The sequence below is a fragment of the Methyloversatilis discipulorum genome (assembly GCF_000527135.1).
Lineage (GTDB): Bacteria > Pseudomonadota > Gammaproteobacteria > Burkholderiales > Rhodocyclaceae > Methyloversatilis > Methyloversatilis discipulorum.
Genome location: NZ_AZUP01000001.1, coordinates 287447 through 301746 on the forward strand (window position 1 = coordinate 287447; position 14300 = coordinate 301746).

Consider the following 14300-nt stretch of genomic DNA (forward strand, 5'->3'; position numbering starts at 1 on the left):
CCGCTTGCCCATGTCGCTCAACGCCCTCTTTTCCCGTCCCGCCGTGCGCAAGACCTTCATCGGCATCGTCGTCGCAATCGTGCTGTTCGGCCTGCTCGGTGCGTTCGCGGCGCCGCATCTGGTGCGTTCGCTGGCCGAGAAGCACGGTTCGGAGTTTCTTGGCCGCACGCTGACGCTGCAGGACGTCTCCATCAACCCCTATACGCTGGAACTGACGGTGTCCGGGTTGAAGATGCTGGAGGCCAACGGCAAGGACGAGGCGGTGACGCTGGACAGCCTGACCGTCGACGTCGAGTGGGCGTCGCTGTTCAAGGGCGCACCGGTGGTGCGGGCGGTGCAGGTGGAGCGACCCTGGCTGCGCATCGTGCGGCTGGACGAGGAAGGCCGCTTCAATTTCAGCGACGTGCTGCAGAAGATTCTCGATCAGCCGCCGAGCGAGGAACCGGCGCGCTTCTCGATCAACAACATTGTGCTGCGCGACGGCCGCGTCGATATCGACGACCAGCCCTTCGCGCGCAAGCATGCGATCAGCGACATCCAGATCGGCCTGCCCTTCGTGTCCAATCTGCCGTCCGACGTCGAACTGTTCGTCGAGCCGTCGATCGCCGCCCGCATCAACGACGCGCCGTTCTCGATGAAGGGCAGGGTACGTCCCTTCATCGACGAGCGCGAAGCGACGATGAAGGTCGAGTTCAACGCGCTCAACCTGGCGCGCTTCGACGAGTACTCGCCGGTGCCGCTGGGCTTCCGCATCAGTTCCGGCCTGCTCGACACCGACATCGAACTGGGCTTCCGCCAGCCCAAGGAGGGCGAGCCGCGCATTTCGCTGCAGGGCACGCTGGAACTGCGCGATCTCGAACTGGACAGCCGCGACGGCAAGCCGCTGTTCAAGCTGCCGGCGCTGGACATGGTGCTCAACGAGATACAGCCGCTGGCCGGCAAGGTGGACATCGCCAGCATCCGCATCGATCAGCCGGATTTCGAGGTCGCCCGCGCCAAGGACGGCAAGCTGAACCTGCTTGCCCTGCTGCCGCGCCCGCGTCCTGCGGCGGCTGCACCGGAGAGCGCCGAGGCCGCGCCGGCCAAGGCACCCGAAGTGAAGGTCGGCCTGCTCGAAGTGCTGCAGGCGCGCATCGCCTTCAGCGACGAAATGCCGGCCAAGCCCTTCAGCTACGTGATCGAGCCGATGGACGTCGTGCTGCGCGATTTCTCGCTGCAGGGCGACGCCCCGGCGACGCTGGTGATCGTCGCGCAGGCCGAGGGCAATACGCGGCTGGCGGTCGACGCGAAGCTGCGCGCGAGCGCACCCGACATCGAGGGTGAGCTGACGGTGAGCGGTGTCGAGGTGCCGCGCTTCAGCCCCTACTTTGCCGACCTGATCAACTTCTCGGTGGATCAGGCTGACGTGCGCATCGGCACGCGCTTCGGTCTGCGACTGGCCGACGGTGCGCCGCAGGGCGAGGTGCTGGTGACCGAGGCGGGCGTTGCCCGGCTCAAGCTGACGCGTCGCGGCGAGAAGAACGCCTTCGCCCAGGCCGACGACATCGTGCTGAGCCAGGCGCGCATCGACCTGTCGACGCGCAAGGTCGCGGTCGGCGCACTGGATCTGCTCAAGCCGCGTCTGCGCGCGGCGCGCCAGGCCGACGGCGACATCGATCTCGCCGGTCTGGTGCGCCCCTCGTCAGCGGCGGCGGGGCCCGCCGCGCCGGCGGCGTCCGCTCCGGCATGGACCGCGCAGCTGTCGGCGCTGAACATCAAGGACGGCGCGGTCCGCTTCGAGGACCGCACGCTGACGACACCGGCCGTCGTCGAGCTCGACCGGCTGTCGCTCAAGCTGGAAAACGTCGGCACCGACCTGAAGCAGAAATCAAAGCTGGACCTCGGCTTCCGTGACGCCAAGGGCGGTCTGTTCGGCGTACGCGGCGGCTTTTCGCTGTCACCGGCGCAGGCCGATCTGAAGATCGATGCACGCCGCCTCGACCTGCTGGTCGGCCAGCCCTGGATGGCGCAGAAGCTGAATGCCGAACTGCTGGCCGGCGTGCTGAGCCTGCGTGGCGACCTCGCGCTGCAGACGCTGCCGGGCGGTGACTGGACACTGGCGTGGAAGGGCGAAACCAATGTCGAGAACGTGCACCTGACCGAAAAGGTGAACGCCTCCGACCTGTTGAAGTGGCGCTCGCTGTTTGCAGGTGGCGTCGCGCTGAAGCTGGACAGCCGCAAGCCCGATCTGCTGGCCGGACTGTCGATCAACGAAGTCGCGCTGTCCGACTATTTCGCCCGCATCATCGTGTCGCCGCAGGGCCGGTTGAACCTGCAGGACGTGGTGCGCAAGGACGGGGCGGCAGCGACCGCACCGGTGGCTGCCGCCCCGGCCGCCAAGCCGACTGCGGCCCCGGCGGCCCGCCCGGCGACGCCGCCGGCTGCCGGCAGTCAGAGCGCGGCGCTGGCGCAGATGATCAATGCCGCGCGCCCGCCGATCGACGTGAAGACCATCGTGATGCAGGGCGGCCGTGTCGATTTCAGCGACTTCTTCATCAAGCCGAACTACCGCGCCCAGCTGTCCGAACTGGGCGGCCGCGTATCCGGCCTCAGTTCGGCGTCCGGTACCGCAGGCGAAGTCGAACTGCGCGGCCTGGTCGAGGGTTCGGCGCCGATAGACATCACCGGCCGCATCAATCCGCTGGCCGAAGCGCTCTTTCTCGACATCAAGGCCAGCGCGCGTGGCATCGAGCTGGCGCCGCTGTCGCCCTATTCGGGCAAGTATGTCGGCTATGGCATCGAGAAGGGCAAGCTCAGCGTCAACATCGCCTACAAGATCGAGAACGACCAGCTCACTGCCCAGAACAACGTCATCCTCGACCAGCTCACCTTCGGCAGCAAGGTCGACAGCCCGGACGCGATCAAGGCGCCGGTGCTGCTGGCGGTGTCGCTGCTGCAGGACCGCAACGGCGTGATCGACATCAATCTGCCGATCAGCGGTTCGCTGTCCGACCCGCAGTTCTCGATCGGCGGCATCGTCGTCAAGGTGATCGTGAACCTGATCGTCAAGGCGGTCACCTCGCCGTTCGCGCTGCTCGGTTCGCTGTTCGGCTCCGACGCCGATCTCGACCACGTCGTGTTCGAGCCCGGTCGGGCGACGCTGAGCGACACTGCGCGCAGCAAGCTGGACACGCTGGGCAAGGCGCTGACCGACCGCCCGGCGCTGAAGCTGGAGGTGACCGGCCGCACCGACCGTGCGACCGATATCGAAGGCTACCGGCGCGCGCTGCTCGACCAGAAGGTGCGTGCGGTCAAGGCGGCGAAAACCAAGGCGTCGGCCGAAACGACGACGGTGTCGCCGGAGGAATATCCGGATCTGCTGAAGGCGGTCTACAAGGCGGCGGATTTCCCGAAGCCGCGCAATCTGGTCGGCCTGGCCAAGGACCTGCCAGTTCCGGAAATGGAGAAGCTCATCCTGACCAATACCGAAGTCAGCGACGAGGATCTGCGCTTGCTTGGTCTGGCGCGGGCGCAGGTGGTGAAGGACTACCTGACGCGCAACGCCAAGGTCGAGGACGCGCGCCTGTTCGTGCTGGCACCCAAGGCAGGCGAGCCGGCCGCCGGTGGCGACAAGCCGGCCGAGGGCAAGGACGCGAAGTCGGCGCCGAACCGCGCCGACTTCTCGATCAAGTAAGACGACGGCGGGCGCCGCGCGCCCTCAGTCTCCGTCGGGGATGATGCGGGCGATCTGTTCGGTCGCCTCGCGCGTGCGTTCGGACAGCGTGCGCACCTCGTCGGCCACCACCGAAAAGCCACGCCCGGCGTCGCCGGCGCGTGCCGCCTCGATCGCCGCATTCAGCGCCAGCCGGTTGGTCTGGTCGGCGATCGCGCGGATGGCGGTGACGATGGCGCGGATCTTCTGCACGTTGTCGCTGAGCTGCTCGCGCTGCCGCGCCTCGACCTCCTGCAGATGGTGTTCGTTGTGCTCGGCCTCGATGCAGGTGAGCGCGCCAACCACGCGCAGCGGTGTGCCGCGGTCGTCGCGCCGGGTTCGGCCGCGGGCGCGGAACCAGCGATAGACGCCGTCCTTGCAGCGCAGCCGGTAGTCGATCGAGTAGGGCGTGTTGCCGCTGCGGTCCGTCAGGTGGCGGGTGAAGGCTTCGAGCACGCCCGGCTTGTCGTCCGGGTGCAGGCGCGAGGCCCAGCTGTCGAGCACGTTCGGGAATTCCTCTTCGGTTTCGAAGCCGAGCAGGCGGCGGAACTGCGTCGACCACCAGAAGGTGTTGGACGGATTGACCGGGTCGCCGGCCACCACGTCGAGGTCCCAGATGCCATCCGACAGCATGTCGCTGGCCAGTTCAAAACGGGTGAGCGCGGCGTCGAGCTTCGCCTCGTCTTCGCGGCTGCGGCTGATGTCGGTCAGTGAGCCGGCGATGCGCACGATGCCCTGTTCGTCGCGCACGGTGCGGCTGCGGCACAGCAGCCAGCGGTAGCTGCCGTCCTTGTGTGCCATCCGGTAGCGCGTGTCCGGCCAGTCGCCGTCGCGCCGGTCGGTCCATTGGCGCGCCAGCGCGTCGAGCGCCTGCCGGCGGTCCTCCGGATGCAGGCGCGAGGCCCAGCTGTCGAGGCGGTCCGGAAAATCGTTCTCGTCGTAGCCCAGCATGCTGCGCAGCCGGTCCGACCACCAGACCGGATGTTTCAGGTCCGGTGTGCGGGCGTCGCCCAGCCGGACTTCCCACAGTCCGGCGTCGACCACGGCGGCGATCAGACTGCTGCGCGCGCTCGCTTCGCCCAGCTCCTGACGCAGCGACTGCGCGTTGTCGGCGGCCACGTCCAGCATCTGTTCCAGCTCGTGCGCGCGCGTTTCGGCGCTGCGTGCCCGGTTGCGCAGGCCGGAGAACACGCGTGACAGCGTGCCCAGCAGTTGCCGCTCGCTGGCACTGCCGCGCGGTGAGGGGCAGTAGTCTTCGTCGCGCGATTCGCATTCGGCGAAGCGTTGCAGTTCGAACCAGAAATGTCGTCTGAGCAGCCAGGCCAGCATGCATCCTCCCCGTCGGTCCGGCGCACGACGCGCCGTGCAGCGGAGAGCAGATGACGTGCCATGAAGGCGGTGAGCGGAAAGACTGGAATATCAGTGTCTTGTGCGAGGGCGTCTGGTGGGCGCAGCGTCCACATGCCGGACGGCGTATGACTATCGTCCGTGGCGCGGACGCTCAAGCGGGCGGCAGCAGTCCGAGCAGTTCGTCGGCGTGGCGGCTCACGTCGGGTCGCTCGATCACGTGTGCGATGCGACCTTCGGGGTCGATCAGCACGCTGATGCGCCGGTAGGCACCCAGCCAGCGGCGCAGCAGCCCGGCCGGACCGCTGCCGAGCGCACCGTAGCGGCGGGCGATGCGCTGGCCGTCGTCGACCAGCAGCGGGAAATCGAGGGCGAACTTGTCGGCGAAGGCGCGGTGCGCCGCGCTGCCCTGGGCCGACACGCCGAGTACGGTGAGTCCGTGAGCGGCGAGGTCGGCGCGACCGTCGCGGATGGAGCAGGCCTGTTTCGTACAACCCGGCGTGTCGTCGCGCGGATAGAAATACAGCGCCAGCCAGCGGCCACGGTAATCGGCGAGACGGTGGCGGTTGCCGTGCTGGTCGAAGGCGTCGAAGTCGGGAGCGGGCTGGCCGGGCGTCATGGTGTGCGGGAACGGTCGTGGAAGAGGGGACTGTAGTCGCTTTCTAGTGGAAATCCCGACTGCGCGGCGTCAGCGCCCCGAGCAGCGCCGAGCGGTCGACCAGGCGGCGGGCGATCAGGTGGATCACCTCGCCTTCTCGCGATACCTGACCGTAGATGCCGAGCAGGGTAGCGCCCAGCACTTCGTGCCGCTGTTTCTCCTGCACGTCCTTGTGCACGATCACGTTGGCCAGCCCGGTTTCGTCTTCCACCGTGACGAACATGACGCCGCTGGCCGTGCCCGGGCGCTGGCGACAGGTGACGATGCCGGCGGCACGGGCCAGCGCGCGGTCGGGCAGGCGGCGCAGTTCGGCGGCGGTGATGAAGCGCTGCGCGGCCAGTTCGCCGCGCAGCAGCGCCAGCGGATGGCGGCCCAGCGTGAAGCCGAGACTGGCGTAATCGGCGACGATGTCCTCGCCCTCGTGCGGTGCGGCCAGCGCGAGCGGCGTTTCGTTCACCGGCGCGTCGCCGAGCAGTGCGTCCGGTCGCCGCACTGCCGCCTGCCAGTGTGCCTGGTGACGGTTGCCGGCGAGCTGCTTCAGCGCGCCGCCGGCAGCGAGGCAGCGCAACTGCTGCCGGTCCAGCCGGGCGCGGCGGGCGAGGTCGTCGACATTCGCGAACGGCGCCTTTGCGCGGGCGGCGATCAGGCTTTGCATGGCGTCCTGCGACACGCCCTTGATCATGCGCAGGCCCAGCCGCACCGCGGGGCCGGATGCAGACGACGAAGTCGGGCGTTCGAGCACGCAGTCCCAGCCGCTCACCGTCACGTCGGCCGGATGTACCTCGACGCCGTGCGTGCGCGCGTCGGCGATCAGCTGGGCCGGCGCGTAGAAGCCCATGGGCTGGCTGTTCAGCAGGCCGCACAGGAAGGCAGCCGGATGGTGGCACTTGAGCCAGGACGAGGTGTAGACCAGCAGCGCGAAGCTGGCGGCGTGCGACTCCGGAAAACCGTAGCCGGAAAAGCCCTCGATCTGGCGGTAGATCTGTTCGGCGAATTCCGGTGTGTAGCCCTTTTTCAGCAGGCCTTCAGTCAGCTTGTGCTGGAATTTTTCCATCGTGCCGCGCTGCCGCCAGGCGGCCATCGAGCGGCGCATCTGATCGGCTTCACCTGGCGTGAAGTCGGCCGCGACGACGGCCAGCTGCATCACCTGTTCCTGGAAGATGGGCACGCCCAGCGTGCGTTCGAGTACCGGGCGCAGCTCGTCCGACGGGTAGTCGATCCGCTGCGCCGGCAGGTGACGGCGGGCGAGGTAGGGATGGACCATGCCGCCCTGTATCGGCCCCGGCCGCACGATGGCGACCTGGATGACCAGGTCGTAGTAACGGCGCGGCCGCAGCCGCGGCAGCATGTTCATCTGTGCCCGCGATTCGACCTGGAACACGCCGGTCGATTCGCCGCGGCACAGCATGTCGTAGGTCGCCGGGTCTTCGGGCGGAATGTCGGCGACGCTGCGGGGTATCCGTCCCGGCACTGCCGCCGGTGACGCCGGATGCGCATCGGCGTAGGCCGCCAGCGACTGCAGCGTCTTGCGTATCGCGGTCAGCATGCCGAGCGCCAGCACATCGACTTTCATCAGACCGACCGCTTCGAGGTCGTCCTTGTCCCACTGGATGACGCAGCGGTCCGGCATCCGTGCGTTCTCTATCGGCACCAGGCGCGACAGCCGGCCGCGCGCGATGACGAAGCCGCCGACGTGCTGCGACAGGTGACGCGGCGCGCCGATCAGTTCGTTCGCCAGTTCCATCAGCCGGCGTACGTGCGGCGAGGCGGGGCTGAAGCCGGCTTCGGCCATGCGGTCCTCGCGCACCTGCTTGCCGTCCCACCACATGTGGCCGCGCGTCAGGCGGTCGAGCGCGTCGTCGCTGAAGCCGAGCGCGCGGCCGACGTCGCGCAGCGCCGAGCGCGGCCGGTAGCAGGTGAGGCTGGCGGCCAGCGCGGCGCGGTCGCGGCCGTACTTGCCGTAGATGTACTGGATCACTTCCTCGCGCCGCTCGTGCTCGAAATCGACGTCGATGTCCGGCGCCTCGTTGCGCTCGCGCGAAATGAAGCGGCCGAACAGCATGTTGGCCCGCCACGGGTCGACCTCGGTCACGCCGATGCAGTAGCACACCGCCGAATTGGCGGCCGAGCCTCGACCCTGACAGAGGATGCCGCGGCTGCGTGCCCAGGCCACGATGTCGTGCACGGTCAGGAAATAGGGCTCGTACTCGAGCTCGGCGATCAGCGCCAGTTCGTCCTCGATCTGCCGGCGCAGCTTGTCTGCCTTCAGCTGGAAGGTGGCTTCGTCCAGCCTGACCACGCGCCGGATCTGCGCACAGCGCTCGACATAGCCGCGCTCTGCCAGCTGGCGCAGCCAGGACGCCGGTGTGTGGCCGGTCGGCACGATCTCTTCCGGATACTCGTAGCGCAGTTCGTCGAGCGAGAAGCTGCACTGCGCGGCGATGTGCACGCTCGCGGCCAGTTGTTCGGCGGTATGGATCTGCGCCAGCCGGTGCGGCAGGCGCAGGTGGCGCTCGCCGTTCGGAAACAGCAGCTCGCCGCATTCGGGCAGCGTGCGGTGCAGGCGGATGGCGGTCAGCGTGTCCTGCAGCCGGCGCCGCTTGCGCACGTGCATGTGCACGTCGCCGGCGGCACACAACGGCAGGCCGCTGGCGTCGGCCGCCGCCTCCAGGGCTGCCAGCTTGGCGCAGTCGTCGGTACCCAGGTGCAGTTCCACCGCCAGCCAGGCGCGCTCGCCGAAACGCGATCTGAGCCAGCAGCCGTGCGCAGCCAGCGTGGCGGCATCGGCGATGTCGTCGTCGGTCGGCGCCAGCAGCGCGATGCAGTCGGGCAGGCCGGCGTCGAGGTCGGCCAGCGTCAGGTGGTAGTGACCCTTGTCCGCCGCCATGCGGCCGCGCGTGATCAGTTCCGCCAGATTGCCGTAGCCCTCGCGGTTCTGGGCGAGCAGCACCAGCTTGGGCCCGTCGGCCAGGCGGATTTCGCTGCCGATGATGAGCGCCGGTTTCGGGTCGGGCAGCGCGCGCAGCGCCACGTGCGCGCGCACGACGCCGGCCAGCGAGCATTCGTCGGTGATGGCCAGTGCCGTGTAGCCGAGCGCGGCGGCGCGCTCGGCCAGTTCCTCCGGCGACGAGGCGCCGCGCTGGAAACTGAAGTGGCTCAGGCAGTGAAGTTCGGCGTAGGGTGGAGACATGGTGTACTGTATTTTCATACAGTACTCAGAGGCTGTCGACATCCGGGCGCGCCAGCGGTGCGACAGGGTGATCGTGCACCGGCGTGGTGCGCCTGACTACGCGGTCGTCTGTCGACCGCGTTCTCGGCGGCCGCGCCAGCCGGGCCCCTGAGCGGAGGACGTCGATGACAACGGGCAGCGTGTCGAACGCGCCCGATGCACATGGACCACAACTTGCTGAGCACAGGTCAACGGACTGCCGGGCACACACGTGAACAAGCGTGAGCAAACGGGAACTTCGCGTTGCAGGGGGTATCGACTCGACAACAAGTGTTGCATGCGCGCATATCGTGCTCCATCTATCGATTGGAGGCGCATGCTTCGGAGCAGGATGGTGATCGCGGTGCTTATCGGGCTTTCATCGAAGCCGCGAGTGAACCAAGCTGAACATGTGGTGGTGCGGAAGGTGCGCGCAGGCCGCGGGCTTCCGGACCAACTGTTTTGAAGGTCAACGGAGACTTGGAGATCAGCATGGACATCGTCAGTCATTTCGCCGCGCGTTTCGAACGCACCCGCGAGGAAGAGCTATCGCTGGAAGAGTATCTGGCGGAGTGCAAACGTGACCCGCTGGCGTATGCCAGCGCCGCCGAACGCATGTTGAGGGCGATAGGTGAGCCGCAGACGGTGGACACCCGCAACGACCCGCGGCTGTCGCGCATCTTCGCCAACAAGGTGATCAAGATCTATCCGGCCTTCGCCGAGTTCTACGGCATGGAGGACGCGATCGAGCAGGTGGTGAGCTACTTCCGTCACGCTGCACAGGGTCTGGAAGAGAAGAAGCAGATCCTCTATCTGCTGGGTCCGGTCGGCGGCGGCAAGTCGTCGATCGCCGAGCGGCTGAAGGCACTGATGCAGGAAGTGCCCTTCTACGCGATCAAGGGTTCGCCGGTGAATGAATCGCCGCTGGGCCTGTTCGACCCGACCGAAGACGGCGCCATCCTGGAGAAGGAATACGGCATCCCGAGTCGTTACCTCAATCGCATCCTGAGTCCGTGGGCGGTCAAGCGGCTGGAGGAATTCGGCGGCGACATCCGCAAGTTCCGCGTGGTCAAGCGCTACCCCAGCGTGCTGAAGCAGGTGGGCATCGCCAAGACCGAACCGGGTGACGAGAACAACCAGGACATTTCGTCGCTGGTCGGCAAGGTCGACATCCGCAAGCTCGAAACCTATGCGCAGGACGACCCGGACGCCTACAGCTTCTCCGGCGGCCTGTGCCTGGCCAACCAGGGCCTCCTTGAATTCGTCGAAATGTTCAAGGCGCCGATCAAGGTGCTGCATCCGCTGCTGACCGCGACCCAGGAAGGCAACTTCAAGGGCACCGAAGGTTTCGGCGCGATCCCGTTCGACGGCGTCGTGCTGGCGCACTCGAACGAGAGCGAGTGGAAGGCCTTCCGCAACAACAAGAACAACGAAGCCTTCCTCGACCGCATCTACATCGTCAAGGTGCCGTACTGCCTGCGCGTGTCCGAGGAAGTGAAGATCTACGAAAAGCTGCTGCGCGGCTCGTCGCTGGCCGAGGCGGTGTGCGCCCCGGGCACGCTGAAGATGATGGCCCAGTTCGCCGTGCTGACCCGGCTCAAGGAGCCGGAGAACTCCAGCCTCTATTCGAAGATGCAGGTGTATGACGGCGAGAACCTGAAGGACACCGATCCGCGCGCCAAGAGCTACCAGGAGTACCGCGACTACGCCGGCGTCGACGAAGGCATGAGCGGCATCTCGACCCGCTTCGCGTTCAAGATCCTGTCCAAGGTGTTCAACTTCGATTCGACCGAAGTGGCGGCCAACCCGGTGCACCTGATGTACGTGCTCGAACAGCAGATCGAGCGCGAACAGTTCCCGCAGGACGTCGAGCAGAAGTACATCGCCTGCATCAAGGAACACCTGTCGCCGCGCTACGCCGAATTCATCGGCAAGGAAATCCAGACCGCCTATCTGGAAAGCTACAGCGAGTACGGCCAGAACATCTTCGACCGCTACGTCACCTACGCCGATTACTGGATACAGGACCAGGAGTACCGCGACACCGACACCGGCGAGGTGTTCGACCGCGCCTCGCTGAATGCCGAACTGGAAAAGATCGAGAAGCCGGCGGGCATTTCGAACCCGAAGGATTTCCGCAACGAGATCGTGAACTTCGTACTGCGGGCGCGGGCCAACAATGCCGGCAAGAACCCGGTGTGGACCAGTTACGAAAAGCTGCGCACGGTGATCGAGAAGAAGATGTTCTCCAACACCGAAGAACTGCTGCCGGTCATCAGCTTCAACGCCAAGGCCAGCGCCGACGACGCCAAGAAGCACGAGGACTTCGTCAATCGCATGGTCGGCAAGGGCTACACGCCGAAGCAGGTGCGCCTGCTGTGCGAGTGGTACCTGCGCGTGCGCAAGAGTTCGTGACGGTGGTGGTGCATCGATAGACAAGACCGGGGCGACGCTGCCCCGGCGGGAAGGGGACACATCTTGCAGCAGATCATCGATCGCAGACTGGCCGGCAAGAACAAGTCCATCGGTAACCGCGAGCGCTTCCTGCGCCGCCACAAGGAGCAGATCCGCGAGGCGGTGCGGCGGGCGGTCGAGGGGCGCGGCATCCGCGACATCGCGCAGGGTGAGGACATCCACATCCCGAAGCGCGACATCAGCGAACCGGTGTTCGGCCACGGTCAGGGCGGCTCCCGTGAAATGGTGCACCCGGGCAACAAGGACTTCGTCCGCGGCGACCGCATCGAGCGGCCCAAGGGCGGTGGGGGGGGCGGCGCCGGTTCGGGCAACGCCAGCGATTCCGGCGAGGGTGAGGACGATTTCGTCTTCCACCTCACCAAGGAAGAGTTCATGCAGGTCTTCTTCGACGACCTGGCCCTGCCCAACCTGATCCGCACCACGCTGGCCGAGACGCCGGAGTACAAGACGCACCGCGCCGGTTTCTCCAGTGACGGCACGCCGAACAATCTGCACGTCGTGCGTTCGATGCGCGGCGCCATCGGCCGGCGCATTGCGCTCGGCAGCGAGTCCCGGCGCGAACTGCACCGGCTCGAAGCCTTGCTCGAAGACCTGCGCGCACAGCCGGGTACGCCGGCGCGGCTGCACGAGATCGAACAGATCGAAGCCGACATTGCCGCGCTGCGTTCGCGCATCGACCGCATTCCCTACCTCGACCCGATAGACCTGCGCTACCGCAGCCGTGTGCGCACGCCGGTGCCGACCGCGAAAGCGGTCATGTTCTGCCTGATGGACGTGTCGGGTTCGATGGACGAGGCGCGCAAGGATCTGGCCAAGCGCTTCTTCATCCTGCTCTACCTTTTCCTGACGCGGCACTACGAAAAGATCGAAATCGTGTTCATCCGCCACCACACGCAGGCGCAGGAGGTGAGCGAGCACGACTTCTTCCACGCCACCGAAACCGGCGGCACCGTGGTGTCGAGCGCGCTGGTGCTGATGGAGGACATCATCCAGGCGCGCTACCCGCGGGGCGAGTGGAACATCTACGGTGCACAGGCCAGCGATGGCGACAACTGGCACGACGACAGTCCGCGCTGCCGCGAAATCCTCGAACAGAAGATCCTGCCGCTGGTGCGCTACTTCGCCTACATCCAGGTGGTCGAGCAGGAACAGAACCTGTGGCACGAGTACTCGGATCTCGCGATGGAGAGCGAGAACTTCGCCATCCGCAAGGCGGCCGAGGTCGATCAGATCTATCCGGTGTTCCGCGACCTGTTCAAGAAGGAAGGAGCCGCGAAATGAGCGATACCTACGACCGCCGCAACAACGGTCGCGCGGCCTCGCCGGGCGAATACGGCGGACGTCGTCATCCGGCGCCGCTGAGCGCACCGCTGCCGTTGAAGGAACGTCCGACCTCCCGGTTGCCGGCACCCAGCGACTGGACCTTCGAACTGATCGAGCAGTACCACGACGTGATCCGCGCCACCGCGCAGCGCTTCGGGCTCGACACCTATCCGAACCAGCTGGAGATCATTACCGCCGAACAGATGATGGACGCCTACGCCAGCGTGGGCATGCCGGTGAACTACCGGCACTGGAGCTACGGCAAGGAATTCATCAGCACCGAGAAGAACTACCGGCGCGGCCAGATGGGTCTGGCCTACGAAATCGTGATCAACAGCAACCCCTGCATCAGCTACCTGATGGAGGAGAACACGATGGCCATGCAGGCGCTGGTGATTGCGCACGCCGCCTACGGCCACAACAGCTTCTTCAAGGGCAATTACCTGTTCCGGATGTGGACCGACGCGTCGTCCATCATCGACTACCTCGTTTACGCGAAGAACTACGTCGCCGCCTGCGAGGAGCGGCACGGCATCGACGCGGTCGAACTGCTGCTCGACAGCTGCCACGCGCTGATGAATTACGGCGTCGACCGCTACCGTCGGCCGAGCAAGCTCAGCCTGACGCAGGAACTGGCGCGCGCGAAGGACCGCGAGGCCTACGCGCAGCAGCAGGTGAACGAGATCTGGCGCACGCTGCCGCCGAAGCTGGGCCGCGACGAGGCGGAGAAGGAAGCACCGCGCTTCCCGGCCGAGCCGCAGGAGAACCTGCTGTATTTCATCGAGAAGAACGCGCCGCTGCTCGAACCGTGGCAGCGCGAAATCGTGCGCATCGTGCGCAAGGTGGCGCAGTACTTCTATCCGCAGCGCCAGACCCAGGTCATGAACGAGGGCTGGGCCACCTTCTGGCACCACCACCTGCTGAACACGATGTACGACGACGGCTTCCTCGACGACGGCATCATGATCGAGTGCCTGAAGTCGCACACCAACGTCGTCTACCAGCCGCCGGTCGGCCACCCCGCCTACAGCGGCATGAACCCGTACGCGCTGGGTTTTGCGATGTACACCGACATCAAGCGCATCTGCGAGGCGCCCACCGACGAGGACCGCGCATGGTTCCCGGACATGGCGGGCAGCAGCTGGCTGGAAACGCTGGACCACGCGATGCGCAACTTCAAGGACGAAAGCTTCATCGGCCAATACCTGTCGCCGCGCGTGATGCGCGCTTTCCGCCTGTTCGCCATCACCGACGACGACACCGAGCCGACGCTGGAGGTATCGGCCATTCATGACGAGTCGGGCTACCGCAACCTGCGCGAAGCGATGTCGCGTCAGTACGATCTCGGCTCGCGCGAACCGAATATCCAGGTGTGGAGCGTGAATCTGCGCGGCGACCGTTCGCTGATGCTGCGGCACACGCAGCACAACAACCGGCCGCTGCACGACGGCGCCTACGAAGTGCTCAAGCACGTCGCCCGGCTTTGGGGCTTCCCGGTGCATCTGGAAAGCGTGAACGGCCAGGGCTCGGTCGCCCGGCGCTGGACGGTGGATCCGAGCTCGACTTGACGGCTGTCATGCGAACTTCGTCTCCCCGCT

The 14300-nt window shown here is 66.4% G+C and carries 7 protein-coding genes; 4 read left to right on the forward strand and 3 right to left on the reverse strand.

What is annotated here, in order from left to right:
* The first annotated feature begins 10 nt into the window (after positions 1-10).
* Complete coding sequence (locus METFAM1_RS0101320) at positions 11-3673, forward strand: DUF748 domain-containing protein (RefSeq protein ID WP_019917682.1); 3663 nt, start codon at positions 11-13, stop codon at positions 3671-3673.
* 24 nt (positions 3674-3697) lie between these two features.
* Here METFAM1_RS0101320 and METFAM1_RS21300 read toward each other — a convergent pair whose 3' ends face one another.
* From METFAM1_RS21300 to METFAM1_RS0101335, 3 genes are all read right to left on the reverse strand, one after another.
* Complete coding sequence (locus METFAM1_RS21300; RefSeq protein ID WP_019917683.1) at positions 3698-5020, reverse strand: methyl-accepting chemotaxis protein; 1323 nt, start codon at positions 5018-5020, stop codon at positions 3698-3700.
* A gap of 172 nt (positions 5021-5192) precedes the next feature.
* Positions 5193-5657, reverse strand: coding sequence for a peroxiredoxin (locus METFAM1_RS0101330; protein WP_019917684.1), 465 nt, complete (start codon positions 5655-5657; stop codon positions 5193-5195).
* A 43-nt stretch (positions 5658-5700) separates the two neighbouring features.
* Positions 5701-8904 (reverse strand): error-prone DNA polymerase, encoded by a 3204-nt coding sequence (locus tag METFAM1_RS0101335; RefSeq protein WP_019917685.1) that lies wholly within the window; start codon positions 8902-8904, stop codon positions 5701-5703.
* A gap of 492 nt (positions 8905-9396) precedes the next feature.
* Between METFAM1_RS0101335 and METFAM1_RS0101340 the strand changes: the two genes are divergently transcribed.
* From METFAM1_RS0101340 to METFAM1_RS0101350, 3 genes are all read left to right on the forward strand, one after another.
* Positions 9397-11319: a PrkA family serine protein kinase gene (locus METFAM1_RS0101340; protein WP_024300361.1), complete on the forward strand. Its 1923-nt coding sequence runs from the start codon at positions 9397-9399 to the stop codon at positions 11317-11319.
* Between the two features lie 63 nt (positions 11320-11382).
* Positions 11383-12660 (forward strand): YeaH/YhbH family protein, encoded by a 1278-nt coding sequence (locus METFAM1_RS0101345; protein WP_019917687.1) that lies wholly within the window; start codon positions 11383-11385, stop codon positions 12658-12660.
* On the forward strand, positions 12657-14270 hold the full coding sequence (locus METFAM1_RS0101350) for a SpoVR family protein (RefSeq protein WP_019917689.1): 1614 nt from the start codon (positions 12657-12659) through the stop codon (positions 14268-14270). Before METFAM1_RS0101345 ends, METFAM1_RS0101350 begins: the two co-directional genes overlap by 4 nt.
* Positions 14271-14300 lie beyond the last annotated feature (30 nt).